23 protein-coding genes are annotated in these 26,988 nt (G+C 46.0%); all 23 read left to right on the forward strand.

The genetic code is table 11. From position 1 onward, the window contains the following. Positions 1–44 precede the first annotated feature (44 nt). The 23 genes from IPP66_12055 (at position 45) to IPP66_12165 (ending at position 26,981) form a co-directional block, all read left to right on the forward strand. Positions 45–2,801, forward strand: coding sequence for a cadherin repeat domain-containing protein (locus IPP66_12055; GenBank protein ID MBK9926009.1), 2,757 nt, complete (start codon positions 45–47; stop codon positions 2,799–2,801). A 350-nt stretch (positions 2,802–3,151) separates the two neighbouring features. Continuing rightward, positions 3,152–4,000, forward strand: a complete 849-nt coding sequence (locus IPP66_12060) for an ABC transporter permease (GenBank protein ID MBK9926010.1) — start codon at positions 3,152–3,154, stop codon at positions 3,998–4,000. Beyond that, positions 3,997–5,256: an ABC transporter ATP-binding protein gene (locus IPP66_12065; protein MBK9926011.1), complete on the forward strand. Its 1,260-nt coding sequence runs from the start codon at positions 3,997–3,999 to the stop codon at positions 5,254–5,256. The genes IPP66_12060 and IPP66_12065 overlap by 4 nt, the downstream gene beginning before the upstream one ends. After that, a complete protein-coding gene (locus IPP66_12070) occupies positions 5,249–5,983 on the forward strand; it encodes a methyltransferase domain-containing protein (GenBank protein MBK9926012.1) in 735 nt (244 codons plus the stop codon). Before IPP66_12065 ends, IPP66_12070 begins: the two co-directional genes overlap by 8 nt. A 6-nt stretch (positions 5,984–5,989) precedes the next feature. Further along, complete coding sequence (locus tag IPP66_12075) at positions 5,990–6,931, forward strand: glycosyltransferase family 2 protein (GenBank protein MBK9926013.1); 942 nt, start codon at positions 5,990–5,992, stop codon at positions 6,929–6,931. Between the two features lie 2 nt (positions 6,932–6,933). Then, positions 6,934–8,604 (forward strand): hypothetical protein, encoded by a 1,671-nt coding sequence (locus IPP66_12080; GenBank protein MBK9926014.1) that lies wholly within the window; start codon positions 6,934–6,936, stop codon positions 8,602–8,604. Continuing rightward, positions 8,601–9,851, forward strand: coding sequence for a glycosyltransferase family 4 protein (locus IPP66_12085; protein MBK9926015.1), 1,251 nt, complete (start codon positions 8,601–8,603; stop codon positions 9,849–9,851). The genes IPP66_12080 and IPP66_12085 overlap by 4 nt, the downstream gene beginning before the upstream one ends. A gap of 80 nt (positions 9,852–9,931) precedes the next feature. Then, a complete protein-coding gene (locus IPP66_12090; protein MBK9926016.1) occupies positions 9,932–11,254 on the forward strand; it encodes a CDP-glycerol glycerophosphotransferase family protein in 1,323 nt (440 codons plus the stop codon). After that, positions 11,244–12,203, forward strand: coding sequence for a sulfotransferase (locus IPP66_12095; protein MBK9926017.1), 960 nt, complete (start codon positions 11,244–11,246; stop codon positions 12,201–12,203). Before IPP66_12090 ends, IPP66_12095 begins: the two co-directional genes overlap by 11 nt. A 31-nt stretch (positions 12,204–12,234) precedes the next feature. Beyond that, positions 12,235–12,879, forward strand: a complete 645-nt coding sequence (locus IPP66_12100) for a methyltransferase domain-containing protein (protein ID MBK9926018.1) — start codon at positions 12,235–12,237, stop codon at positions 12,877–12,879. A gap of 6 nt (positions 12,880–12,885) precedes the next feature. Continuing rightward, positions 12,886–14,808 carry a heparinase II/III family protein gene (locus IPP66_12105; GenBank protein ID MBK9926019.1) on the forward strand — a complete coding sequence of 641 codons (1,923 nt, stop codon included), beginning with the start codon at positions 12,886–12,888 and terminating at the stop codon, positions 14,806–14,808. Continuing rightward, positions 14,805–15,869 carry a glycosyltransferase family 2 protein gene (locus IPP66_12110; protein MBK9926020.1) on the forward strand — a complete coding sequence of 355 codons (1,065 nt, stop codon included), beginning with the start codon at positions 14,805–14,807 and terminating at the stop codon, positions 15,867–15,869. Before IPP66_12105 ends, IPP66_12110 begins: the two co-directional genes overlap by 4 nt. Continuing rightward, positions 15,844–17,001, forward strand: a complete 1,158-nt coding sequence (locus IPP66_12115) for a glycosyltransferase family 4 protein (GenBank protein ID MBK9926021.1) — start codon at positions 15,844–15,846, stop codon at positions 16,999–17,001. The genes IPP66_12110 and IPP66_12115 overlap by 26 nt, the downstream gene beginning before the upstream one ends. A 53-nt stretch (positions 17,002–17,054) precedes the next feature. Next, positions 17,055–18,011: a glycosyltransferase gene (locus IPP66_12120; protein ID MBK9926022.1), complete on the forward strand. Its 957-nt coding sequence runs from the start codon at positions 17,055–17,057 to the stop codon at positions 18,009–18,011. Beyond that, positions 18,008–19,378 (forward strand): O-antigen ligase family protein, encoded by a 1,371-nt coding sequence (locus IPP66_12125; protein MBK9926023.1) that lies wholly within the window; start codon positions 18,008–18,010, stop codon positions 19,376–19,378. Before IPP66_12120 ends, IPP66_12125 begins: the two co-directional genes overlap by 4 nt. Next, positions 19,362–20,495, forward strand: a complete 1,134-nt coding sequence (locus IPP66_12130; GenBank protein MBK9926024.1) for a glycosyltransferase — start codon at positions 19,362–19,364, stop codon at positions 20,493–20,495. Before IPP66_12125 ends, IPP66_12130 begins: the two co-directional genes overlap by 17 nt. Continuing rightward, on the forward strand, positions 20,488–21,474 hold the full coding sequence (locus IPP66_12135; GenBank protein ID MBK9926025.1) for a glycosyltransferase: 987 nt from the start codon (positions 20,488–20,490) through the stop codon (positions 21,472–21,474). The genes IPP66_12130 and IPP66_12135 overlap by 8 nt, the downstream gene beginning before the upstream one ends. 1 nt (position 21,475) lies before the next feature. After that, positions 21,476–22,504: a glycosyltransferase family 2 protein gene (locus IPP66_12140; protein ID MBK9926026.1), complete on the forward strand. Its 1,029-nt coding sequence runs from the start codon at positions 21,476–21,478 to the stop codon at positions 22,502–22,504. Positions 22,505–22,531: 27 nt separating this feature from the next. Further along, a complete protein-coding gene (locus IPP66_12145; GenBank protein ID MBK9926027.1) occupies positions 22,532–23,551 on the forward strand; it encodes a sugar transferase in 1,020 nt (339 codons plus the stop codon). 5 nt (positions 23,552–23,556) lie between these two features. Continuing rightward, on the forward strand, positions 23,557–24,111 hold the full coding sequence (locus IPP66_12150) for a hypothetical protein (protein ID MBK9926028.1): 555 nt from the start codon (positions 23,557–23,559) through the stop codon (positions 24,109–24,111). Further along, a complete protein-coding gene (locus tag IPP66_12155) occupies positions 24,108–25,103 on the forward strand; it encodes a GDP-mannose 4,6-dehydratase (protein MBK9926029.1) in 996 nt (331 codons plus the stop codon). Before IPP66_12150 ends, IPP66_12155 begins: the two co-directional genes overlap by 4 nt. A gap of 9 nt (positions 25,104–25,112) precedes the next feature. Beyond that, a complete protein-coding gene (locus IPP66_12160) occupies positions 25,113–25,823 on the forward strand; it encodes an NTP transferase domain-containing protein (protein MBK9926030.1) in 711 nt (236 codons plus the stop codon). Between the two features lie 3 nt (positions 25,824–25,826). After that, the gene (locus tag IPP66_12165) at positions 25,827–26,981 is read left to right on the forward strand and encodes a DegT/DnrJ/EryC1/StrS family aminotransferase (protein MBK9926031.1); all 1,155 of its coding nucleotides are present in this window, start codon (positions 25,827–25,829) and stop codon (positions 26,979–26,981) included. Positions 26,982–26,988: the final 7 nt, after the last annotated feature.

Raw genomic sequence — 26,988 nt, forward strand, 5'->3', positions numbered from 1 at the left:
GAAAACGATGTAGTTTACGAGATTTTTTGTTAGGGAGTATACATATGAAACAATTGATTCGACATCGTCCCTCTTCTTTCTTGATGACATTGACCATTTTGCTTACCATACTGGGGACTCCGGTACAGACGGTTCGTGCAACAGGAGAAATCAATCTGCTTGATAGCACCACTTACTCGCAAAATTTTAATACGCTGGCTAACTCTGGTACATCAAATATAACCATGCCGTCAGGTTGGGAGTTTTCTGAAACAGGTAGTAATGCAGATGCGATATATGTAGCGGGTACTGGGTCGGGTACCGCAGGTAATACATATAGCTTTGGCGCTGTTAGTGATACTGAGCGTGCTTTAGGTGAGCTCACATCAACCAACCTGTTGGCAACTATTGGTGCAAATTTTGTCAATAATACTGGCACTACAGTGACCGCATTGGCGATCAACTATGCAGGTGAGCAATGGCGACTTGGAAGTACTGCCCGAGTTGACCAAATTGATTTTCAATACAGTACGGATGCTACGAGTTTGATTACGGGTACATGGATAGATGTAAATTCACTCGACTTTATTGCTCCGGTTACTAGTGGAACTATTGGAGCCATCAATGGTAACGATTCTACTAATCGTACGGTTTTGAGCCACACACTAACTGGCCTGAATATTGTAAACGGCTCCGAGTTTTGGATTCGATGGATACCGATTAACGCTACGGGTAATGATGACAGTTTAGCTGTGGATGATTTTTCTCTAACCCCTATTCTGGCTAACCGTACGCCTTCAGATTTGGCCATCTCAACAGGGATCATTGCAGAGAACAATACTGTAAACACAGTGATTGGTACTTTGTCCACGATAGATCCAGATGCTGAAGATGCGTTTACATACACACTGGAGAGTGGCGACGGCGATGCTGATAATACATCCTTCAATATATATGGAGATAGCTTACGAGCATCCGAAGTCTTCGACTATGAAACTAAGGCCAGTTACTCTATTCGAGTGCGTTCCACGGATCAAGGTGGGCTGTCTTTTGAAAAAGTATTCACCATCACAGTGATTGATATCAATGATATATATATGGACACAACAGTTGGGCACTTTAATTTAGGAGACGTAGGGACCTGTGTCGTGGATGGCACAATTGGAAATGGAGCCTTGTTGTTGAATACTGCTACAGATACGGTATGTTTATTTGAATCGCGAATATTGAATGGGGGGCAAGTTGTGAAATGGAACGACCTTATTGCCACAATACAAGCAACGGGTGGAACCACCGCCGATTTCGAAGTGCGAACAGGCAATACCACCACACCAGATATATATTGGTCTAGTTGGGGAGCGATTGACAGTATTACTACCTTCTCGTATGGACAATATGTGCAGTACCGTGTGAACCTATCAAGTCCAATACTAGGACAAACGCCGATTGTGGAAGATGTAACCTTGTTTTACGTGATACCTGAGGTGTCAGTACCTGTAACACCAAATAGACCGTTGACAAGTTGGTCAAACACGTTCAGTTGGATCGGACACAGCGATGCCACACAATACTTCATACAAGTACAAAAAGCAGACGGAACAACCCTACTGACCAAATGGTACACAGCCTCACAAGCAGGTTGCGACACCGACACCGGCTGCACCATCACGCCCCCAGAACTCGCAACCCTCGGCACAGGCAACTACAAATGGCGCATACGAGACTACGGCTCTTCCGGCTACAGTCCCTACTCCCCCTACTTGAACTTTGATCTCAGCGTGACTTGTTACACCCTCAACACAAATACATCTGGAAGTGGAACGATTCAAGCTCCTGCTTACACCTGTGGCAGTGGTTACACAGCTGGTTCCACCATCCAGCTCTCTGCCCTGCCAAACGCAGGCTTTGCCTTCGGAGGCTGGAGTGGCGATGCCAGTGGAACAAGTACCCCAGTCAACATCACCATGGACGCAAACAAAAGTGTCACCGCCTCATTCCTTGGAGAAACCCTGATCGCGCCAAGTGGACCGTTGACAAGCTGGAACAACACCTTCAGTTGGACCGGTCACACCGCCGCAACGAATTACTTTGTAGAAGTTCGAAAAGCAGACAACACTGTCGTATTGACCAAATGGTACACAGCCGCTCAAGCAAGCTGTGACACCGATACAAGCTGTACGATCACTCCTTCAGAACTCGCAAACTTGGGGGTAGGCAGTTACAAGTGGCGTGTGCGTGACTATGGCACCTACGGCTACGGTCCCTACTCTCCCTACATGACCTTCGACCTCACCCTTACCTGCTACACACTCACGACAAATGTGATTGGCAGTGGTTCGGTTCTGGTACCAGCCCAAACCTGTAGTGGCGGCTATGTAACCGGATCCGTGATCCAGGTCACGGGAGTGCCGAGCGCTGGTTTTGCCTTGGGAAGTTGGAGTGGTGATGCCAGTGGGACAAGCAATCCAGTCAGCATCACCATGAATGCGAACAAAAGCATCACTGCTACCTTCCGTGGCGAGACCTTGATCGCACCGAGCGGATTGTTGACAAGCTGGAGCAACGCCTTCAGTTGGACAGGACACACTGCCGCGACGAACTACTTTGTGGAAGTACGAAAGGCAGATAACACTGTTGTATTGGCCAAGTGGTACACAACCGCTCAAGCAAGTTGCGACACTGACACAAGTTGTTTCATCTCCCCTACTCAATTGGCAAGTCTGGCAAATGGTAGTTACAAATGGAGTGTCCGTGACTATGGCAGTACCTACGGCTATGGCTCCTATTCCCCTTATAAAAGTTTCTCGCTTTCAATCCCATAGATTAGATGAATAGATCTTGCAAGTGATGAAATTGTTTGTTGTTATCACTTGCAGGATTATACTAATTTTGTTAGACTAATTTTATTCCGTTTGTGGGATGCTTGGGGTGAGAAGCTTGAAATAGCAAAAGTTTTGATGATATGTGGGATAGCATCTAGCACTGCCAAGTTTATTCTATGCTTGGGCTGGTGAATATTTTTAACTGATATGAATAGCTACATGTCAGGAGGGCGGAGCGTGCTTCATTTTATATTTACCATTAGCTGAATTGAAGATATTTTGTCGGAGATTATAGGGTTTATACAAGATGCCTTTATGAGCAATGTAGACAGTAAAAAGAGTATCCATTAATGAATGATGAAAATTGGTCGATGATTATTCAGCCTCAACGAAGCTGGTTTGATCTACGTTTAGGTGAATTATGGCATTACCGTGATTTGGTGATGCTGTTTGTTCGCCGCGATTTTGTGTCTGTTTATAAGCAAACCGTTTTAGGGCCGTTGTGGTACTTGATCCAGCCGTTGTTGACTACGATCACGTTCACAGTAATTTTCGGGAGTATTGCCAGCCTTCCCACGGATGGATTGCCGCAGTTCCTATTTTATATGTCGGGGACGGTGGTATGGGCGTATTTTGCAGATTGTCTAAATAAAACTTCTAATACTTTCGTGCAGAATGCAGGCTTGTTTGGTAAGGTGTACTTTCCCCGCCTTGCGATCCCCATTTCGATCTTGATCTCAAATCTGGCGACCTTTTTTATCCAATTCATTCTGTTCCTTGTATTTATCCTGTATTTTTTCGTGCGAGGTGCCTCTATACATTTTGAGTGGACTTGGGTCGCATTATCACCGCTATTAGTATTGATGATGGCCGGGCTTGGGCTTGGCTTTGGCATCATCATCTCTTCGCTGACCACGAAATACCGAGATCTGCGCTTTTTGGTGACCTTTGGCGTACAGTTGATGATGTATGCTACCCCTGTGATCTACCCAGTGTCCTCCGTTCCAGGGCGCTTTCGATGGATCATACTGACCAACCCGATGACGCCCATTGTGGAAGCTTTCCGTTTTGCGTTTTTGGGAGCAGGCACAGTGGACACGGGGCATTTGCTTTACAGTTTGATCTTTATGCTCGTAGCGGTCTTTTTGGGGACGTTGATCTTCAATCGTGTTGAGCAGACTTTCATGGATACCGTATGACAACGGTGATCTCGGTTGAGAACCTTTCCAAGATATATCGTTTAGGGCAGATTGGTACCGGTACCTTTGCCAATGATTTGAAGGTCTGGTGGGCACGGACACGCGGCAAACCGAACCCGTTGCTCAGGATCGGCGAAACGGACCATGGTAATCGCAATGGCGAAGATGTTTGGGCGTTAAAGGGTGTCAGTTTCCAGGTTCAGCAAGGGGAGGCGTTGGGGATTATCGGCCGCAATGGAGCGGGGAAAAGCACCTTGCTCAAAATATTGTCACGGATCACTGCTCCCACCAGTGGACAGGTCAAGGTGAAAGGACGGATTGCTAGTTTGCTGGAAGTGGGTACTGGTTTTCATCCTGAATTGACCGGGCGTGAGAATACCTACTTGAATGGTGCCATTTTGGGGATGAAGCGCGAGGAAATCACGCGCAAGTTCGATGAGATCGTGGATTTTGCAGGGATTGAGAAGTTCATCGATACCCCGGTCAAGCGTTATTCCAGTGGCATGTATGTGCGTCTAGCCTTTGCCGTGGCGGCACATTTGGATCCAGAAATACTGGTAGTGGATGAGGTTTTGGCAGTGGGGGATGTGGCATTTCAGAAAAAATGTTTAGGTAAGATGGGAGATGTGGCACAGGAAGGAAGAACCGTGTTATTTGTTAGCCATAATATGGCTGCTGTGATGACTCTGTGCCAACGCCTAATTCTTCTTGAAAATGGTAATCTTTCTTTGAATGGTGACCCGCACAAGGTGATATCAAGATATTATGATCGGTTGCAATTGCAAACGAATATCCAAGAGGTTCATCGAACTGGAAGTGGGAAAGCGAAATTCATATCGGCAAGTTTGTTGAATGAAGATGGCACTGAAGCGTCCTCGTTCATTATGGGGCATTCTTTGTTTATTGAAATGTGGGCTGAATCAGCTATCAAAACTGGTGTCCAATTTGCTTTAGTAATTAACGACCACTATGGAAGGCCCATCATTCATGCCGTAGATCAAGACGATAGTTTTCAGGCACAACCAGATGCTGGCGTTTATAAAATCCGCGTGCAGTTGGGAAATTTAAGCCTTTATCCAGGAGAGTATACTTTAAGTATATGGTGTGGCTATGAAAAGGAAGATTATGATTATGTTCATGATTACTTACGCTTTACAGTGGAGCAGGGGGCAATTTCCAGTAGAACAACTCATATGTCGGGAAAGCAAGCCGTTTTTTTTGCCCAGACGAAATGGGAGAACCTGTTAAGTGAATGATCAAAATGCCGCAGGGTTTTATTACGACTTGTTTGTTCAGAATCCAATGTGGAACAAACCATATCCTAACCACGATGAAGCTATACGTTTTGGAAAAATTCTTCAATTAATTACTGATGTTACAAATGGATATACTTCTGCGATACATGATCCAATAAGGATAGTTGATGTGGGATGTGGACGTGGTTGGCTGACCGCTTTAATGCAGAACTTTGGGACAGTTGTGGGGATAGAGCCTGTTGAACAAGTGGTTAGTCATGCGAGAAACTTATTTCCAAATATGAGTTTTTTGGCAGTTACACCTGGACAATATAGCCGTCACCCCGATTTTTTTCATTTTGACATCGTGATTTGCTCAGAAGTTGTTGAACATATTCATCGGAGTGAACAACAACAATTCATCAAGGACTTGGCGTCATTGCTGAAGCCTAACGGTCATTTGATTTTATCTACTCCACGAGGGGAATTGTTTTCTAACTGGAAAAGAAAGTCTACTCGGATGCAGCCGGTTGAAGACTGGTTGACTGAAGAACAATTGAATTCTCTTTTTGAATCATGTGATTTACAAGTACTAAGACGTGAAAGGTGCCTTCCAACTAAACTGTACTCCCACCCCTTACGGGTTTTTCATAAACAGCCATTTCAGAGATTGTTCTCTTGGTTGGGGTATTCTATTGATAGGGGAGATGGAATGATCTATCAAGTTGTGTTGGCAGAGAAGATCTGATCGAATATGAATTCAGATCTTTTTTTTTCTGTTGTAGTTCCTCTTTACAATAAAGAGCAACATATAAAAAGAGCTGTACTTTCAGTTCTTGACCAGAATTTTATAAGATATGAATTATTAATTGTGGATGACGGCTCTACTGATAATTCATATGAAGTTGCCAAAAGTATAGAAGATGACCGTATAAGAATTATTCGGCAGTCGAACCAAGGTGAATGTGCGGCTCGTAACCGCGGTATATTGGAATCGTCAAGCGAGTTTATCGCTTTTTTAGATGCGGATGATTGTTGGAAGCCTAGCTTTCTCGATCAAATTGCATCTTTGATAAAAGAATACCCCACATGTGGCGTATATGCTACTTCCTATGAAGTTGTTGATGAGTTTGGGGTCTGTCAGCCGTTAAAGAAAAGCTACTTCGTACGAGGTTGGCGTGGTATTTTGGATAATTACTTTGAGATCATACGAGATTATTTCCCGTTCAACTCGTCATCGGTTGCGATACGAAAGGAAGCACTGAAAAAGGTGAATGGTTTTCCAGTTGGTGTGAAACTGGGTGGGGATATTGCTACATGGTTCAATCTTTGCACTGTGACAAAGTTCGCATACGTAAACCTGCCTTTTTCAACGATTCATTATGATGCGGAAAATCGCGTGACCATGACCTACAAAAAGCCATTGAATGACTATGCACCCATAACGACCTTGTCGAATTTAACCCGAAACGGGAAGCTTTCTCTACAGAACACCCAGCATGCAATTAATTATTTAGCCAAAAAACAGTTACCTATTGTGAGACATTATTTAGAAAATGGCGATAGCTTAAACGCAAGAAAAGCACTTTCTCTTTGTAAGGGTACAACTCGCTATGCAAAAGCCTGGAGAAAGTATTATCTTTATTCATGGTTGCCAAGTCGAATTGGGCAATGGGCAATTAAGAACAGGCCTTGAATATGCTTTCCTGGTTGCGTGTAGTTCTTGACCCAGTATATCGTAGCCAACAACGTGAGCTAACTCACGACTTTAAGACCACTTGTCATCAAGTTGAGAATTGGGCTGTACAGGGCAATGAGTTTGCGGACCCGAATCGGCGGTTTGCCATACTAAGTTTTACGAATATCCCCATGCACGCCAAGTTTCATGGCTTGGTGGCAAAAGGTATGCAGTTTCAAGGATATACCCCGGTCATCTTTACACGTTCTGGCAATCATTTTGCCCATTCCTATTATCGGTTGTTCAGGATCACGCAATTGGAGATGTGGGACCAGTGGGAGAAAAGGTTTGGGCTGCTCGATGACCAGCTCGAAAGGGAGGTGGAAGCGCTGCTTCCCGCGAAGATCACGGTCAATCTGGCAAAAGAGCTTGTTTTCCATGGGGTGCATGTCGGCGAACATGCATTGTCCATGACCTGCCGCAGGAGGGTCGAGGGTCGACTCAATTTACAGGATGTTGAGACGTTCGACCTGTTTCGTTTGCAGTTGAAAAAAGCCATTCAAAACACGCTGACCGCTGAGAAATATCTCGATCAAAACCCGATAGAGAAAATGCTGGTGCGCGATGCGGGTTACATTCCGAGCGGACCGATCTTTGAAGTGGCATTGAACCACGGGGTGGATTGTGTGGTTTTGGAATTTGGCCAGCGGCGCAGTACGTGGATATTCAAACGCTATACCTCCGAAACGCGCGGCCGGCATTATTTTTCACTCTCCCCGCGAACATGGGAGAATATAAAAACACAGCCATGGGGGGATGAACAGGACAAGGCTTTGGAGGAAGAGTTCACTGCCAGATATCGCCCTGATTCGATGGATGATACACGCCGCTTGCAATCGGGAAAGCAGGTTCTGCCTCCGAGCGAAGTATACGAACGATTGGGGTTGGACCCGGGTAAAAAGACCGCTGTCATCTTTTCACACGTGGCCTGGGATGCGGCCTTCTTCTTTGGTTCAGGCCTGTTCGATGACTTTGAAGACTGGTTGTTCCAGACCGTGCAGTTCGTTTCGCAAACCGAGGAATGCCGCGCGATGAATTGGATCGTTAAGGAGCATCCCTTCAATATGTTCAAATTGCAGCGTGAGAAGATAAAGACTTCCTCCGAACGGCGCCTGCTCGAACCATTGATGCCTTTGCCGGAACATGTCCGCTTCATGCCTGCCGAGACGGAGATCAACACCCGGTCCTTGTTCCCACTGGTGGATTGTGTGCTGACCGTCAACGGGACAGTGGGGATGGAATTCCCATGTTTTGGTATTCCCGCAGTCCTGGCCGGGACAGGCCGCTATAACGGTTTTGGTTTCACCATGGAGCCATCTACAAGGGAAGAATATTTCGCGACCCTGCGCAACCTGCACAAGGTGGAGCGGCTGAGTGCGGAGGTTCAACAGTTGGCAAGGCAGCATTTTTATGCCTTAGTAGTTGGCAAACAAATCTCTTTTGATGATATCGCCCCCATGGAATTGAAGAGGATCCACGAAGCGCAAAGCGATGTGCATGACAATATCAACATCACGGCCCGCTCACTGGATGACCTGCGCGCCTCGCCTTCATTGAGTTTGTTGGCTGACTGGCTTGCCAACTCACGAGAAGCAGACCTAATTCTTTTGCCTGTTACGGACCCAGCGTGAAGTGTATTTGCTTGTTCGGGGATGCCCCGCTTTCTTCCAATTATTCAGGCGCGGCCAGCCGTCATTTACAGTCGTTTCTGGCGTTGAAAAAGCTGGGCTTGGAAGTTCATGTCTGGCGTTTTCTTTCTGATGGGGTGCGGGAGAAGGTGCTGGAACATGAAGGCAATGAAACCGAGCACAGCAAAGAGATTCGGGCACAGGCGGACTCATGGACGGATGTTATCTATTCCCTTCCACCTGCCTATCGCACATGGATCGAGTTATTATCACGGGCGATTTCCCGTCCGTTATTATTGGCCTTTCCTGCGATCGGCACATTGAGCGGGAGATTTGTTGAATTTGTGCATGAGGTAGATCCCGATCTTATCTGGGCGGAGTCAGGTGTGGCGGGTGCTGTTGCAGCATCATTACCCGCTCCGATACCTTTTGTATATTCCCAGACGGATTTTCATTATCGTATTTTTGGGTTGCGCCAGGAGGCACGGGCCCGCAAACCTTACCCGAGTGAGCGGATCCAGCTTTGGGCGATGCACAGGGGAGAGATGCAGGTCATTCGTCAGGCCGCCGCCATTGTGACGGGTTCACAGACAGAGGCGGATGAATTACGAAGCGTGGGCGGGAGGAATATTTCTGTGATCCCCACCACGTATGAAGTGGTTGCTTTGGATCACCCGAATTCACAGGGCGAATGGCCCGCCCGCATCCTGCATTTGGGAAGCCTGCGTACCACCTCGAATTATCTGGGGCTGATGGCCTATCTGGATAAGGTGCAATCGCGGCTCGATGCAAATGGCGGGCGTTATCAACTCCATATTATCGGTGATGTGACCGGGGCCAAGCCGGAACTGCTGGAACGCCTGAATGCCTGCAAGGCAGTTTTGCATGGGCACGTGAACGACCTAGGTTCTACTCTGCGTCCCTTTGATGTTGCCATTATCCCTTATGAATATGATACTGGGACGCGCACAAAATTATCCTTGCTGTTCAACCATGCACAGGTTGTGGTTGCCACGCGTTCGGCTGTGGCTGGGTCGCGGGAGTTGCGTCCTAGGGAGAATTGCATGGTTCTGCCTGACCTGGGATCCTTCATAACCGCACTGCCTGAATTGCTCAGTAACAGGGAACTGCGTGAACGCATCGGCCGTGCAGCTAGAAAAACCTTTGAAAAAGAATTCACGTTGGATGCACAGTTACCTAAGTTCGCAAAGGTTGTTGAACGTCTCGCTGTGGCCAAGGGGAGTTGGTGAACATAACAAAGCCTCGGTTATTGATACCGCTCTCCCAGCATTTTACGGTCCGTTATCTCATACGGACCGGGATGCTGAAAATGCTCGCAGAATTTTCCCAGCCGGTCATCGCACTGGCATGGGACGATCCGCAGTTAGGCACGGAGATCGAATCTCTTGGCGGGGAGGTCTTTATCACCTCGCACTTCAAGCATGGACACGAGTTCGAGCACGTTCGTGCGCGCATCAACCATTGGCATCGCCGCTACCGCAATACGGTGACCACTGCGATCGATGCCCGGCGAAATGCCCTGTTCATGGATGGACGTTCACTTGCGGTACATACACTGCGAAATGCCCTGATGACCGCGGAGCAATTACTGCCTGGGAACATGGAGCGTCTTTTTGCAAAGGATGAAGAACTGTTCTGGCAAGATACGAACGTGGCTGATTTTGTGCCTGTGCTTGAAAATGCGCGGCCTGATGCTGTTTTTTCTATAACGCCGTTCATTTATCAGGATGAGCCTTGGTTACGGTTAGGTCGAAAAGCGGATATTCCTTTGTTCACTGCCATTCTTTCCTTTGACAACATCACTGCCCGCACTTGGCTTCCGGTTACGTTCCGGCATTACATGGTTTGGAATAAATACAATAAACAGGAACTCCTGCGTTCTTATCCAACTGTTAAAGTGGATGACGTTTCTGTGACGGGCCCGCCACAGTTCGATTTTTATTGGGATAAAAGTTATATCTGGGATGAAAACACCTGGCGCAGGGAACTTGGCCTGCCAATGGATGCCCCGGTCATCTTTTGGGGATCGGGGTATGTGAAGATCGTGCCCAATGAAACATCACTGTTGTTGGACCTGGACTTTGCCATCGAAAACGGTCAGATTCCCGATAAGCCTGTCATCCTGTTTCGCAGGCATCCGGTGGACATCGAAAGCAGATGGACACCCATCCTAAAGCAATGCAAGTACGTAGTGGTTGACAGGCCGTGGCAGGCACGTGAAGCGAACGGGAAAATGGATATTTCCCGTTATGATATTGAACGGCTTGCTTCCACCCTTTATCACAGTTGTGTGCATGTCAACGTTTCTTCCACGTTGACCGTAGATGGCGCTATTTTCAATAAACCGCAGGTTGGTCCTGCGTATGACCCCGAAGGTCGCCCGAAATATGACCGTGTGTTGAAGGAGTTATATTTGCGTGAGCATTACCTACCGATCACGAACTCGGGCGGACTAGATTTGGCGCGAAACACAAAAGAGTTTATTGATGCCGTTTCATCTGCTCTCGAAAAGCCAGGTAAACTGGCGGTGGGGAGGCAGAAGATCGTTGAAGAGATCTGTGCCTTTAGTGACGGGGAGTCTACTGAACGTATCTCCAGAGTGTTAAAGGGTGTATTGACAAATGGTCAGTGATAAAAAGTTTACATATACGTATATTACGTCATTTAAGTATAGCGGTTCCACTTTGCTTTCTATGTTTCTCAATCTTCACCCACAAGTTTCCACACTGGGTGAATTATATTGGATGTATCCACTGCACAGAGAGAAAATTGGTTGTTCATGTGGACGAGTAACATCCGAGTGCCCATACTGGCTCTCAATTCATGATGCTGTTAGTGAAATTTCAGGGGAACCGTGGAGCTTTGCAGCTGTTCTTCGGCCGCGATATTCAGAATCTCGTTACCTAAACCAACTTTATCTATCCGTTTGGGACAGACCTTGGATGGAATCCATTAACGATAAGATCGTTCGTTTATTGCCAGGGTATTCTGAATGGTTTGAAGAATTGAAACGTCATCATAATGCTTTTTTTACTGGTGTTTTTCGTGCAACAAACACTATGTGCTTTGTTGACGAGTCGAAAACACCATGGATGCTGAAATATATTCCAAGGTTTCACCAGGATCATCATGTAAGAATTATTCATCTTTTTCGTGATCCTCGTGGGGTTGTCGCGTCGCGGAAGCGAAAGAAAGAGTCTGGTACTCTGGATGGTTGGGTGGATGAATGGATCAAAACAGAAGTGGAAATTGAGTTACGTAGTAAGATGTATTATCCTGAAAAGGATATCCTTTTGTTGAATTACGATGAGCTATGTCTGTCACCTGAGACGACTTGGTATACATTATTGGATTTTATTGGGCTTCCCTCGTACCCTTTTTTCGGAGATTTGGGGAAGGTAGAGCACCATGTTATCGGAAATCGTTCTAGTTTTTTGCGCAATGGAACTAATATAGTTCTTGATGAGAAGTGGCACAATGAACTTGACAATAAAGAGTTGTCGCGCATTCAAAGACGATTTGAGGAAAAATCACCGAATTGGTTGTTGGCTCGTTTGTCTCCAATCATGACGCTTTTATAGCCGGATTTTTAAGGGATTAAGTAGTGCAAATATGTTTTTAAAATTTAAGTCTCTATTCGGGTTAATACTCTCCAAACCTCGTTCATATAACCCAAAAGCCTATTGGATAGAGCAGGGTGAGACGTATAAACAGAAATACCATGAACGTTTCGAAAAACGTTTACAGGAAAACGGCTATGACCGTAACATCGGGGTCCTGATGTCCACGCTTCACGAATTTGATTTCAAGTCAATTTTGGATGTGGGATGTGGGTATGGCCTATACCTTCAAGTGATCGAGCAGGAATTCCCTGATCTTGATGATATTCAAGGATGCGATATCAGCCTCACTCAATTGGAAGAAGCTCGTGAGTTTTTGGGGCCTGACTCACGTGTCAAATTGAGTGAAACAGATGGGATACATTTGCCCTACCCTGATAAACATTTCGATATTGTGATCACGTACGGCGTTTGCATCCATGTTGCTGATAACAAGATCGAAGATTTTTTATTAGAGATCCTTCGGGTAGCCAGACAGGCATATATATTCATCGAATCGAGTTCTTTCATTAACGAACACAGCTATTTTGCTCATAACTACCCGGATATTTTTGCCAAGATGGGTGCCCCGCTGGAAATTCGAAAAGAATTGGATCCTAAGCACAAAGAAAGACTTTACGTAGCAGATCTACGATGATGCCAAATGAAATTGTTTGATCGTTTTGCAGTCAGTTATTGGCGGGCGATTGACTTGGTCCGTATGGCTGGTGGCGAAAGAAATAATTACATAAAACAATGCTGGAAAACAGGCCGTTGGATGGATGGATTACAGGCTTCGGTCTATCCGGCTCGATATCTGGTATATCGTTGGTATCGAGACCTGATTTCCCCGGCTGAGAAAATGAAATATAGACTTTGCCTACAACCGCAGGAGGAGATCAATTTCACTACTGAAATCCCAGACCTGTTTGTAGGAAGTGTTGAAGAGTTGTCTGAGTTATTTGGGAAAGAAGATCTATATTTTGATGTTGACCGACACGCGGATGGGATATTTCGGTTGGCAGGTGGTGCAACCCTTTCCCTTGAGAAACTCTTGAGTGGTGGTGTTGAGGATGTAGAGCATTTGCATGCCTACCATCGCCTATATTGGGCTGTCCGTTATGCCCGTGGGGTGTTTTGCGGCCATGTTAATGCATTCCAGTCCTTGAAGCACGATCTGTCCTCGTGGATGTCGCATTCTTGGGATGGTGATATTGCTGTAGCAACACCATATACCACTTCTGAGCGTATTGCATCTCTCGCTGAAGTTTTGTTCTGGCTCAAACAAGCAGGCTTGCCTGATTCAATGGATATGATCGCTCCCATTAAACAGCGCATGTATTTGGATTCGATCCATTTGCAGGAAAACCTTGAAGTTCGCGATGACTTTAACAATCACATTCTGAACAATGCCCGCGCTTTGTATATTGCGAGCCGAATGTTACATGATATGTCGCAGGCTGAAGTTTGGGAGAAGCAGGCTTTTGAATTATGGGAGAAATATTTTCCTAAGCTGGTTCTCGAAGATGGAAGCTTTGCTGAACAAACGAGTTTTTATCACTTACAGATGTGTCGCACAGCCTTGGAATATGTTCTGGCGTCAAGGCAAACTGGACGGGAGATCGTGCCGGATCTGTTCCAGTGCCTCTGCAGAATGTTTCAACAAGCCGATGATCTGTTACGCTCGGATGGTTCATTGATCCGTTCTGGGAATACATCTCCAGATCATTCTGTGGATAATTTTTGGGGGATGCTTTCGGCTTGTTATGCTCACGGCCTTTTGCCTAATCCACCTCGCCATAAGATTATTACTTTGCTGACTTTGTACTATTCGACGATGGTTGATGGTTTGCAAAATGAACAAGAAGGTAAAAAGGTCGTTTTATACCATCAAGGTGGGTGGGCATTTATTACAGACACAAATCTGGACGTTGATTTAGCGGCTCATGGCGACCCAAGAAATGAAACACATCATTCAGGGGATGCTGGTCGAGGTACCTTTGAGTTATGGTGGAAAAATATGATTCTTATAAGAGAACCGGGTAACCCTACTTATACGTTGAACGCCCGGCATTGGTATCGCAACGCCTCCGGGCAGAATGTTTCCTCTCTCAATGGTGTGCCGCCGGGTATCAGCGCTGAATATCAGGCTTATCTTCCCTCGTGGTATTTTAAGTGTCAGAACGGGGAATGGGAACTGCTGGGCGAACAGGGCGTGAAGTATGTCTCTTACGGGTTGAGTCGTTTGGACGTCTCGATCGTCTTGACCCGTAAATGGTTTTGGCGGGATGAGAGGAAACTAGCGATGGAAGAAACTATTAGCGGGGATGGCAATTATCAATTCGCTTCTAGCCTGCATCTGGGAGACGCTCCGTGGAGACAGGAAGGCACCTCCACTTTTGCTTGCACGCTGGGAGACTCACAGGTTTTGATGAAACTCTTTCCTCCTCAAAACTCCAAAGTAAAGGTCGTTCCATCGAAATATGCACCGGAGTATGGGGTCGAAAAAGATGGGCGTACTTTGAGTCTTGTTGGAAAAGTAAAACTGCCGTTCACATGGTCTGTCGAATGGGAGTTTCGTCCATGACCTCTCCTGAAGTAACGATATTGACCGCGGCCCGCAACGCAAGTCCGTTCATCGGGGAAACGATCGCGAACATGCAGGCCCAAACCTTCCGTAATTGGGAATACATCATTGTGGATGATGCATCAGAGGATGACACAGTAGAGGTTGTCGCAAGGTTTGCGGCGCAGGATGGGCGCATCCGTTTATTGAGGCGGAATCAGCCCGGAGGTCCGTTTGCCGCGGCGAATGCTGGTTTGCACGAAGCGCAAGGCAGGTATATCGTCCGTATCGATGCGGATGACCTGTCGCCTGTGTATCGCATTGAGCATCAGCTTCAATTTTTGAGATCGCACCCTCAATTTCGCGCCTGCATTACACCATGGCGATCCTTCGATGGGGGAGGCATGATCCGCGGGAGTCAGCAAAAACTGCCTATGACCCCCAATGGGCTCAAGTGGTATCTCATCCTGCGCAGTTTCGCCTCTCATAGTTCCTTTACCATCGAACGGGCCGCATTGTTGGAAGTGGACGGGTATCAGGAACTGCCAGCAGCACAGGATTACAGGATGATGTGCCGCCTCTCTCGTTTGGGCTGGCTGGGGATGATGCCCGAGGTATTGTCTTTTGTCAGAAGGCATGAGAGCCGCATTTCACGCACATCTGGCAATGTACAACAAGGATTGGCGCTTGATGTTCTCGATGAGCATTTAAAGGAACTTACCGGACAGGCCTGGCAAAAAGAAGAGATCAATACCCTTTGGATGGCTGGGCAGGCACGGCAAATGTCCCTTCACGCTGGGATCGCTCTGATGGAGCGTTGGCGTTCGCTTTGGGTAGACCTTGAAGATCTGGAGCGTAGTGAGAAGGATGAACTTTGGTTCCTGTTCCATTACCACAAATGGATGTTCCTTCACGCCAACTTAAGAGCACAACCCTTTTCTGTATTGCGGGAGATGATGCGGGGTTTACCTTTCAGGCTTGTGCAAAATACAAAAGCAGGTTGGGATTATTTCCTTTCTGTATCAGACGGAAAGCTCAGCACCGGGAGAGACAAACTTGAAGGTCTGCTTTATTTGCTCTGAGTATCCCCCGGGCAAGTATGGTGGCATCGGCATCTTGGTCCAGACACTGACGCGTTCTTTGGCCCGCAGGGGCCACGAAGTGCGGGTGATCGGTATCTATGCCAGTGATTACCCTGCCCCGGATTTCGAAGAGGATGAGGGTGTAAAGGTCTGGCGTATGCGTGAGCCGCGCCTGCGTTATTTCGGTTGGCTCCTGGGGCGCTGGCGATTGTTTCGCGTAATCGTACAATGGGCAAAAGATGGGGAGATCGACCTTGTGGATGTGCCGGATTATCAAGGTTGGGCCGCAGGCTGGACTTCATTGCCCGTGCCGGTGATAGTACGCTTTAGCGGGTCGGCATCCCATAACGCAAAAGAATTGGGGCGATCTTTGCAGCGCCTCATCTTCTGGATCGAAAACTGGTCCATGCGCCGAGCCGATTTTTACTGCTCTGAGAGTTTATACCTTGCCGCGAAAACGAACGATTTGTTCGACTTGGGCGATAAATATATGCAGGTGATCTATAACCCGGTGGAACCTCGGCCATACTCACCTCCTTTGAAACGTGTGGCGGGTAAGGTTGTGTTTACCGGCACGTTGAATAGAAACAAAGGTGTCATCCAACTGCTCACTGCCTGGCCTAAAGTAAAAGAGGCCTGCCCAACTGCAGAGCTTCATATCTTTGGTAAGGATTGGCGTATGGAAGACGGGCGGTCCATGCGGGAATATTTGAACTCGGAATTCCAACATGCGATCAAACAGGGAGTGATCTTTCACGGCTTTGTTGAACGTGATGCAGTTTGGGATGCCCTTGAAACAGCCACTGTTGCTGTTTACCCCTCTCTGGTGGAAGGCTTTGCGATAGCGCCATTGGAAGCCATGTCGGTGGGATGCCCGGTCATCTTCACGGATCGTGCCAGCGGCCCCGAACTGATAACGCATGGCAAGGATGGATTTTTGATCGCCCCTCAAAACACAGAGGCAATTGCCGATGCGATCATATATATATTGAGAGATGAACAAGTAGCGTCGCAGCTTGGCCGGGCTGGCTGGGATAAGATCAAAGAGAACTTTTCAACAGAGATCGTAATGTCCCAGAACGAAAAGTTATTTATGGGTTGTGTGGAGCGATTTCAATCTAAAAGAAAATGATACCTGATAGTCTTTCGATAAGCATTTGTATTGCCACCCATGAACGAAGCCAATTGCTTTCCTCAACTTTGGATGCCATTGCCCGTCAGACACGTCTTCCAGATGAGATTGTGATCAGCGACTCATCTCAAACAGATAAAGCGAAACAGGTAGTAGCTAGTTTTCAGGCGGGCAATCTGCATCTACAAGTAAAATATGTCCCGTCTGAATATAAAACGTTGCCTTGGCACCGTTGGAATGCGTTTCAACATAGCACCGGGCAAGTCGTGTTCTTTATGGATGATGATATAACTCTTATTCGCCAAGCCCTGCAAATGTTGGAGCAGTCATATATTGAATTATTCTCTCGCCATGGAGCGAATACAATTGCCGGTGTTGGTCTCTATATTGTATTGGATGATGGCGAGAAGTTACGTCGGCTGGGCTCATTTGAGGAGAAATGGTTGGGGATATCTTCTTTACCATCTGCTTCAATTACTCGGGGAGGGATGGGGATACCTGCGAAAAGTATGCCCGAGGATACATTAATGGAAGTTGGACGCCTCTCTGGCGGCGCAATGTCTTTCCGCCGTGAAGTATTGAAAAACATTGGACATTTGGATGGTTTGGTTGATTTGTTTAACCGCCATATAGGTCCAAGTGAAGATGCAGTTCTAAGCTATTATGCGCGGCAGTTTGGCAGGTTGTTTATGCTCACGCATCATTTGGCTGTTCACCCAGGCGAACTTAATGCTGTTCATACTGTCGATGCAAGGGATGGCTGGCATAGGGGCATGTTGGAGACCTGGGGACGGGCTCATACGATGCGCTGGATGTCTACTAATAAATCATCTTATCGACAGGACTGGCTTCGAGTTTCAACCTTGGAGATCTTGCGGTCAATTTGGTGGGGTATCCTCAGAAAGCCATTTTCCAGGGCAAGCTGGTCTCGTTTGGCAGGTGGCCTGTATGGTTTTCTCCTCACATTGTGGAAATGGAATACAATTCCACCCACGGCAAGATTATCATGAAAAAGATTCAATCATTTTCCTCTGAAAGATCGCGACAAATCGTTTGGGGTTCGGTGGCGCTCATTCTCTCCTTTAGCGGGGGATACTTTGTCGCATTTGCCGGGGTGGAAGGTGTGGTACGCCTGATCCAGTTCATTGTGTTGATCGGGGCAACACTGTTGATCCTGCGTCGTCCATATTGGGGGCTTGTTTTCATTGTTGCCAGTCTCCCCCTGCTCGATATTTTGCCTTCCATCCCTTTCGCATCTTCGGTAGTCTCTTTGTTGGGGATTGTCACGTTGGGTGCACATTTGCTTTCACGCACAACTCACAGGGAAAAAAGTTTCCACTGGAGTGCCAGCCTGGTCTGGGGATGCTTGTTAGTATTTTGGATCATTGTCAGTAATCCGTCGGCATCTCTTTTGCCGGGCACAGACGATCGTAATTGGGCATTCACGTTTATCCAACTCTGGTTATTGGCGTGGCTGGCGGCCCAAATGCTTGATACACCTTCCAAACATCGAACCTTGATATGGGTGTTTTCCATAGCGGTATTGCTCTCTGCTGTGTATGCGCTAACACAAGGAAATATTGGGCAGAGTTTAAAACTGTCTGACCGTGCAGAAGGATTGGCCGGTGGTGCGAATAGTGCCGCACGTTACTTTGTAGTGGGTTTGGTCTTTATTGTTTATTTGCGCGCTACAACAAAAAAATCGGTGGTGAGTTTTTTTCTTCTTCTTGGATTGGGGCTTGTTATCATTGCCACTTTTTACACAGTGTCTCGTACGGGTTTATTGTTGCTTTTTTCGGCGATCGGCTTATCAGCCATTCAACGCTTTGCGAAGTATCAGATTCAAGCAGTGATCGGATTTGTCATGGCTTTTTTGATCATTTGGTTGTTTGCCGATAATATTCTGACTATCATAGGTACGATCTCTTCATCAATCCGCGAAGGTACCGATACCGTGGGGCTTCGCTATAACTTATGGCGGGCTGGGTGGCGTATGTGGCTTGATCACCCGGTACATGGAGTGGGTATTGGGCAATTTGTAGAGCGATTGGCATCGTATGGTAGCGATTTGCTGGAGCCACGTCGTTTACGTTTGGGTGCGCACAATATGTACGTGCAGGTTTTAGCTGAGACGGGTCTAGTCGGTTTTTTTCTGTTTTTGGCAATGCTTATCTCTACAATTCGTGAAATATGGACACTCCGAAATTTAAGCGATCCATCCATTATTACACTTGCCCAAACCTGGTTCATTGTGTTTGTTATCATGCTTCTTGGTGGTCTGACCAAACATGATCATTATGATAAATTGATTTGGATTATGGTTGGGATAGGTATTGGCTTGCAGGATAGAAAAAACGGTTTTGATGAGAATCGCTAGAAGAATAAAAATCTCTTATATTATTGGGCAGTTGGAGGTTGGTGGTACCCAATTACAGGTAATGGAATTACTGCAGCATCTGGATTTTAAGAGATTTGAACCCCAAGTCATTTTTTTGTCAGATGGGAATGCAAGATTGCACGAAAAATTTAGTCTATTAAATATCCCGATTTACATCCTTGGTAGAAATAGAGTGGGACGCCTGAAAACAATCTGGAGTCTGTATCTATTGCTGCAAAAGATAAAGCCTGACATCGTTCACGCATTTTCCTATGCATCCCGGGCTGCCATACCTGTAAGCAGATTCTTGATGATGCCCAGGATTGTTGTTTCTTTCAGAACTGACCCAGCACGATGGGTAACTTCATTTGACCGTCTTCTTGTAAATGTATCTGATCTTATTTTAGAAAATTCACATATGGCAGTTCATTCGTATAATGTTTTGAATGGAAAATCCAAAGCTCCTGAAATAAGAGTGATACATAATGGCATCGATATTCACAAATTTGACCAAATGTCCAAGGCGGGAATTGCTTTACCTGACTTTTGTGATCAAGAACAGAACGGCCCTGTCATTTGTATTGTTTCATCATTGCGACCTGTAAAACAGTTACCCCTTTTAATCAATGCATTTACCTTGCTCAAAGCCCGAATCCCATTCGTATCCCTCTGGGTGGTAGGAGATGGGGATGAGAGGGCCAGGCTTGAGAAACAAGTTGCAAACATTGGAATAAAAGGATCTGTCACTTTTTGGGGTGAGCGTAAAGATATCCCTGCCATTCTGAAAAGAGTTTCGTTGGGGGTGCTTTCTTCAGAATATGAAGGGGTTTCGAATGCTTTGCTTGAGTATATGGCCGCCTCACTACCTGTTGTGGTAACGGATGTTGGCGGAAATCATGAAGTGGTTGTAAATGGGAAAACAGGTATTTTGGTGCCATTTGGGGACCCCAAGTCCTTTGCTGATGCAATGTTTTCCCTCATACAGAATTCAGAATTATCACGTGAGTATGGTAAGGCAGGGCGTTATCGCGTTGAAAAAAAGTTCAATATTCAAAGAATGATACGGGAAATGGAAGATACGTATTTCAGTCTTGTACGAGGTGAAAAGATTGGATAAAAAGCGTATCCTGATGCTCACTAGCGAATGGCCCACTTTAGATCGCCCGTATGCTGTTCCTTTCATTGTTCGTCAAGTGGAGTTTGTACGGCTGGCAGGGTGGGAAGTGGATGTATATCATTTTCGAGGTGCAAAGAATCCGTTTAATTACTTACATGCATGGAAACAAGTACACAAGCGTTTGAAGAATGGAAACTATGACTTGGTACATGCACAATGGGGGCAGAGCGCCCTCTTAACGCTTCCGAAAACCAAGCCGTTAGTTGTAACCTTTCGTGGCGATGATGTTAATGGCATTGTTGGAAATAAAAAACAGCAGACCTTTTTGGGTAGGATATTGCAGATTGTTACCCGTTACATCGCAAAAGTAGCTGATGAATGTGTTTTTGTTTCCCGTGGGCTCGCTGAACGATTAACTGTGGACGATTATCATATCATTCCATCTGGTATTGATTTAAATTTATTTTCTATAATGGAAAGGGATAATGCTCGACATTCTTTAGGGTTGGTGTTGGATAAATCTATTGTGTTGTTTGTTGGGGACGGAAATAATCCAAGGAAGAGATTGGATCTGATTCAGAATGCTGTAAAATTAGCGCAGTTTGGTGGAACTATTGATTTTGAGTTTGTCTATGTGGGAAACATTGTCCATGAACAAATTCCTGTTTATATGAACGCCTGTGATGTTTTAGTGTTGGCATCTGTCCATGAAGGATCTCCAAATGTTGTGAAAGAAGCTTTGGCATGTAATCTGCCAGTGGTTTCTACGGATGTTGGTGACGTACGTGAACGCATCGGTTCCGTTGAAGGCTGTGTTGTTTGTGACGATGATAGGCCTGAAACCTTGGCTGCCGGCATTCTAAGTGTATTAAGCCGTAATAAAAGGATAGATGGTCGTAAAACCGTGCTTGATCTCGATGAAACCATACTCACCCAAAAATTGATCTCAGTTTATAAAAAGGCCATTGAGGGAAAATAATTTGAAGGCCCCTTTTGTTTCCATTATCCTTCCCGTTCACAACGAAGCGAACCATATCCGACGGAGTCTGGGGGCCGTACTGCAGCAGGATTATTCAGTTGAAAACATGGAAGTCCTTGTCGCCGATGGTTTGTCCACGGATAATACACGCGCGATTATTGAGGAGTTGGCGGGACAATACCCAAAAATAGAATTAAAAATTTTAGATAACTCTGAACAGATTGTTCCTACTGGCCTGAATAAGGCCTTGCAAATTGCCAGAGGTGAAATTGTTGTCCGTGTAGATGGACATACTATGATCGCTCCTGACTACATACGTCAATGTGTTGATACTTTGCAGCGCACACAGGCTGACAATGTTGGCGGAAGAATGGCTGCGGTTGGCAATACCTCTTTTGGAGAAGCCGTAGCATTGGGAACCAGTACTCCATTTGGAATAGGTGGCGGCCGATTTCATTTCTCAGATAAAAATGAATGGGTGGATACAGTTTATATGGGCGCGTGGCCGCGCAGGGTATTCCAAGAGGTCGGATTGTTTGACGAGGAATTGATTCGCGATCAAGATGACGAATTTAATTACCGTTTGCGCGAATATGGTGGACGTATCCTGCTTTCCTCATCCATTCGTTCCGAATACACAGTGCGCAGTACCCCTGGTAGCCTTTGGCGTCAATATTATCAATACGGCTTTTGGAAGGTGCGTGTTCTGCAGAAGCATCCTCGTCAGATGCGGCCGCGCCAGTTTGTCCCCCCGTTATTTGTCTTCGCTTTACTGGTAAACTTGGCTTTGATTTTTATTACATCTTGGAGTATTGGATTATTGTTTATTGTGGTAGGTTTGTATTTGTTTGCGAATTTTACTGCGTCCATTCTCGCGTCTAGAAAAAATAATTGGCGATACCTAGGTGTACTGCCATTGGTCTTTTTGATATTACACCTTGGCTATGGATTAGGCTTTCTTATCGGTTTAATCAGATTCGCCGGCCGATGGAAAGATAAAGTTGGTAAAACACCAACTTTTATGACTTAAAATTTTTTCGTTGCAAGGTTTTAGATCATGGAAAACGATCATAACATCCTAAAGAAGATATCGATGTCGTCAAATTATATTCGTCCGAATTGGTACTCCTTTGTAGCCAAACGTTTGATGGATGTTTTGATCGCATTACTTGGATTATTTATTCTGGCGCCGTTCTTTATTTTCATGGGCGTTTTAATAAAGATGGATTCTTCCGGTCCAGTTTTTTTTCGTGGCCCTCGTTTAGGCCGTAACGGACGTATCTTCCAAATTCTCAAATTTCGCACGATGCATGAAGAGACCACCGGGCCGGGTATTACGGCAAAAGATGATCCACGAATCACTTCTTTAGGTAAGTGGTTGCGGGATACTAAGATCAATGAACTGCCGCAGTTATGGAATGTGTTGACAGGAGAGATGAGTTTAGTTGGTCCTCGGCCGGAAGACCCGAACATAGCGGCGACCTGGTCTGAACCCGCGAGGACCGAGATATTATCCATGCGACCGGGAATTACAAGCCCCGCTAGCATTGCGTATCATGATGAAGAAGGGCGTCTGCAATCTGATAGTGTTATGGACTATTATCTTGAACATATCGCACCAGATAAGTTGCGACTTGACCGATTGTATGTCCGTCATCATACCTTCTTAGGGGATATGGATACCCTTTTCTGGACATTTGTTATCATGATCCCACGTTTGAAAGATAAACGGATCCCGGAAGGGTGGCTTTTTGGCGGGCCCGTTTCGCGGTTCCTACGGCGATATGTAAGCTGGGCGGTCTATGATTTTTTGATTGCATTTTTGTGTATTGGTTTGTTGGGTATGACTTGGCGCTTATACCGGCCACTGGATTTAGGACTTTGGCGCGCTACAAGTTTGGCATTCTTGCTGGCTATTTTGTTTACATTTTTTAACATCTTATTAGGCTTGAAAAACGTGTCGTGGTCGCGCGCCATCGCTGACGATATCTTGCGGTTGATAATTTCATGTGGACTGGTCACGTTGACAGTGGTTGTATTGCAATGTTTCTTTTGCCACAACATGGTCTGCCAATGAGTTTTATGTATGTAGCAGGTTCACTAGTATTAGCTGGCTTTGTAGCTGTACGGTATCGTTTGCGATTGATAACAGGCTTGGCTGATGGTTGGATCAAACTAAGGCATAGCGGCTACGGTGCAGGCGAACGTGTCCTTGTGGTGGGAGCAGGAGAAGGAAGTCAATTTGTTGCATGGCTATTAAGGCAAAAGGATTTTAGAAAATTGTATACAGTTATTGGTATTGCTGATGATGACCCATCGAAGCAAGGTATGCATTTTGATGGCCTCAAAGTTCTTGGCACAACGATGGATATCCCCAAGCTTGTTCAGCTTCATGATGTTGATTTGATATTCTATGCCATTTCAAAGATCTCAAAAGCGGATGACCAACGCATAATGTCTGTCTGTAATAAAACAGGACTTCGCCTGATCAAACTCTCTGATGTGATGAGCACGCTTCATGATTCATTAACGATGAGCCTGTCTCTGCCAGAGACTGATTTTCTATACCCGAATATTACCAGCCAATTTCATCAGTCGCCAAGTCAAAGCAAAAGTAGGATGGATATAAATCGGTGAGTAATTTCTGGAACGATAAGAAAGTTCTTGTTACTGGGGCAGGCGGTTTTATTGGCAGTCATTTGGTTGAGACACTTCTTGTTGAAGGGGCCAAGGTCCGTGCCTTTATTCGTTATACATCGCGTAAAGATCCTGGCATGTTGCGTGACTTAATCCCCAGTGATTTTGCCAAACTGGAGATCATTGCAGGGGATTTGCGTGATGAGCAGGCTGTACGTGATGCGGTTCGAGATTGTACAGTGGTTTTTCATTTGGGGGCGTTGATCTCGATTCCATATTCATATCTTCACCCAGTTGAAGTAGCCAGCACGAACTTTATGGGTACTTTGAATGTGCTCACGGCTTGTCGAGAACTGGGAGTAGAGCGTCTTATCCATACATCAACCAGTGAAGTATATGGCACTGCCCTGCAGATCCCCATCTCAGAAGAGCATCCATTGCAGGGACAATCTCCATATTCGGCCAGCAAGATCGGTGCAGATAAACTTGTTGAGAGTTTCTTTTGTTCCTATAATTTGCCAGTGGTAACTATTCGACCATTCAATACGTTTGGACCACGTCAATCGGCGCGCGCTGTTATACCTACAATCATTACACAGGTCCTTGTGAAAGACACCATCAAACTTGGTAGTTTAACCACCACGCGAGATTTTACTTTTGTAACGGATACTGTACGTGGGTTTTTGTGTGCGGCAGAAGCACAAGGTGTGGAAGGCGAAGTGTTTAATTTAGGAACTGGCGAAGAAATCTCGATTGGCGACTTGGCAAACAGAATCATGCAACAAGTGGGGAAAACTGTCCGCATAACAGAAGACAGCCACCGGCTTAGACCTGAGGCGTCCGAAGTCCTGCAATTGTTATCTAATAATTCGCTTGCTCGTCAACGCTTAAACTGGAGACCACAGTTTACTTTGGATCAAGGTTTGAGTCAGACAATTGCTTGGATCCGTGACCATTTGGATCGATATCAAGTTGGTACATATGAATTTTAGGTGTGAAAAATGAAGGCCGTTATATTAGCTGGGGGAAAAGGGACACGTCTTGCCCCTTACACTAGAATTTTACCGAAGCCCCTTATGCCGATCGGCGAGATGCCCATTCTTGAGGTATTGCTTAGACAGATGAAGCGTGCGGGTGTTGAGGATGTTATCCTTACTGTTGGGCACCTGGCGAATTTATTGCGGACCTTTTTTATGGACGGTCAACAGTGGGGGCTAAACATTACTTATAGTCACGAAGCTGAGCCTCTTGGAACGGCTGGGCCTCTTTCTTTAATCAAGGATTTGAGTTCGACATTTTTTGTGACCAATGGCGATGTATTAACTACGCTTGATTTAAGAGATTTATATGCTTTTCACAAGGAGCAGGGTGGTATTGCTACGATTGCGGTTCATCAGCGGCATGTGAAAATTGACCTGGGGGTGGTGCAGTGGAATGGCAGGAATCAAATTAGTGGGTATATTGAAAAGCCGACGTATGATTACACAGTCAGCATGGGTGTCTATGTTTTTGAGCCGGAAGTCATGAAATACATCCCATTTAATGTGTATCTAGATTTCCCTGAACTCGTCTTGAAAATGATAGCCGCTGGCGAAAAAGTGAGCGGTTACCGCTTTGATGGTTATTGGATGGACTTGGGCCGTCCGGATGATTATGCCCAAGCCTCTGATGATTTTATCAAGATGCGGTCTCAATTTCTGCTTGAGGAGTAGTTTGTGGAGTGGCGTGTGCCCTTGTCTGATCTGGATTTTGGCCCTGAAGAGGCTGAAGCTGTGCAAAAGGTGCTTGATAGCCGTTGGCTGACGATGGGAGTTGTCACGCAGCAGTTTGAGCAGGAATTTGCCACTTATATAGGCTCTCGCCATGCCATCGCCGTGACAAACGCGACTGCCGCCTTGCATATGGCTTGTGTGGTGGCGGGGCTGGGGCCTGGGGACGAAGCGATTCTTCCTTCCCTTACGTTTGTTGCTACAGCCAATGCCATTCGTTACACTGGAGCCATTCCCGTCTTTGCCGATATTACAGATGAAACCGACTTGAATGTTTCCCCGCAAGCTATTGAGGCATGTATTACGCCTCGTACTCGGGCTATCTTGGTTGTACATTATGGCGGTTACGCTTGTAATATGCCATCCATAATGGAGGTTGCCAGCAAGCATGGTTTGGTTGTTATCGAAGATGCTGCTCATGCAATCGGTTCGCATTTAAATGGTCGTATGCTGGGTACTTGGGGGCAGTCTGGTTGTTTTAGCTTCTTTTCCAACAAGAATATGACCACTGGTGAAGGTGGCATGGTAGTGACTGATGATGACGCTATAGCCGATAAACTTCGACTTTTGCGTTCACACGGGATGACCAGCCTGACTTTAGACCGTCATAAAGGACACGCCTGGAGTTATGACGTGATAGAACTGGGCTATAACTATCGCATTGACGAGATACGTTCTGCTATTGGGCGTGTCCAACTTGCTAAACTTCCCAACAATAATCGCTTGCGTCGCGAACGAACAATGCTTTACCATGAAATGCTTCGCGAATTATGCCCTTCTATTGTTATTCCTTTTCAAGAATACAATGGCGTTTCCGCTTGTCATTTGTTACCTATTCTTTTACCCAAAGGTATGCATCGTGAAGACTTTATGGCTCATATGAAGACCTATGGCATACAGACCAGTATTCATTACCCTCCAGTGCATCTTTTTAAGGCTTATCGTGACTATAACTATAACACGTCACATTTATTTAATTTGCCAGTTACGGAATCCATTTCTATCCGTGAGGTGTCTCTTCCACTGCACTCATTATTGTCAGAAACGGATGTCCAGTCAGTGGTTGAAGCAGTCTCTGTTTCTCTAGCTAATTTGAATTAATGATGGT

Source organism: Candidatus Defluviilinea proxima (genome assembly GCA_016721115.1).
GTDB lineage: Bacteria > Chloroflexota > Anaerolineae > Anaerolineales > Villigracilaceae > Defluviilinea > Defluviilinea proxima.

Excerpts from the sequence above, each read along its gene's own strand:
- IPP66_12145 (MBK9926027.1), top strand. The coding sequence starts at position 22,532 with ATGGAAAACGATCATAACATCCTAAAGAAGATATCGATGTCGTCAAAT.
- IPP66_12075 (MBK9926013.1), top strand. The coding sequence starts at position 5,990 with ATGAATTCAGATCTTTTTTTTTCTGTTGTAGTTCCTCTTTACAATAAA.
- IPP66_12160 (MBK9926030.1), top strand. The coding sequence starts at position 25,113 with ATGAAGGCCGTTATATTAGCTGGGGGAAAAGGGACACGTCTTGCCCCT.
- IPP66_12150 (MBK9926028.1), top strand. The coding sequence starts at position 23,557 with ATGTATGTAGCAGGTTCACTAGTATTAGCTGGCTTTGTAGCTGTACGG.
- IPP66_12090 (MBK9926016.1), top strand. The coding sequence starts at position 9,932 with ATGCTCGCAGAATTTTCCCAGCCGGTCATCGCACTGGCATGGGACGAT.
- IPP66_12065 (MBK9926011.1), top strand. The coding sequence starts at position 3,997 with ATGACAACGGTGATCTCGGTTGAGAACCTTTCCAAGATATATCGTTTA.
- IPP66_12060 (MBK9926010.1), top strand. The coding sequence starts at position 3,152 with ATGAATGATGAAAATTGGTCGATGATTATTCAGCCTCAACGAAGCTGG.
- IPP66_12055 (MBK9926009.1), top strand. The coding sequence starts at position 45 with ATGAAACAATTGATTCGACATCGTCCCTCTTCTTTCTTGATGACATTG.
- IPP66_12105 (MBK9926019.1), top strand. The coding sequence starts at position 12,886 with ATGAAATTGTTTGATCGTTTTGCAGTCAGTTATTGGCGGGCGATTGAC.
- IPP66_12125 (MBK9926023.1), top strand. The coding sequence starts at position 18,008 with ATGAAAAAGATTCAATCATTTTCCTCTGAAAGATCGCGACAAATCGTT.
- IPP66_12110 (MBK9926020.1), top strand. The coding sequence starts at position 14,805 with ATGACCTCTCCTGAAGTAACGATATTGACCGCGGCCCGCAACGCAAGT.
- IPP66_12095 (MBK9926017.1), top strand. The coding sequence starts at position 11,244 with ATGGTCAGTGATAAAAAGTTTACATATACGTATATTACGTCATTTAAG.
- IPP66_12080 (MBK9926014.1), top strand. The coding sequence starts at position 6,934 with ATGCTTTCCTGGTTGCGTGTAGTTCTTGACCCAGTATATCGTAGCCAA.
- IPP66_12100 (MBK9926018.1), top strand. The coding sequence starts at position 12,235 with ATGTTTTTAAAATTTAAGTCTCTATTCGGGTTAATACTCTCCAAACCT.